The sequence below is a fragment of the Streptomyces sp. GbtcB6 genome (assembly GCF_019091475.1).
GTDB classification, from domain to species: domain Bacteria; phylum Actinomycetota; class Actinomycetes; order Streptomycetales; family Streptomycetaceae; genus Streptomyces; species Streptomyces hyaluromycini.
Genome location: NZ_JAGXJL010000427.1, coordinates 1 through 240 on the forward strand (window position 1 = coordinate 1; position 240 = coordinate 240).

Genomic DNA, 240 nt, shown 5'->3' on the forward strand with positions numbered 1-240 from the left:
CACCTTCTCCCCGCTCGGGGCGATGAACACGATGCGCGCGCTCGCCCCGTCGGCCGTGGTCCCCGGGCAGCGCTGCTCCATCAGGTCGAACGCCTTCTGGGACTCGATCCCGGGCATCGTGAAGCCTTCGTCGGCGGCTGCGGGGGCCTTGGACGCGGCGAATCCGACGGCGCCCCGCACCGCCACCCCCAGGGCGGCGACGGACCAACGCCCGCGGAAGGGCGCCCCGGCCCGGCGAGA

1 pseudogene is annotated in these 240 nt (G+C 75.4%); it reads right to left on the reverse strand.

Annotated elements, in window-relative coordinates:
• Nucleotides 1-240, reverse strand: a pseudogene (locus KVT45_RS55570) (MMPL family transporter); the annotation flags it as partial.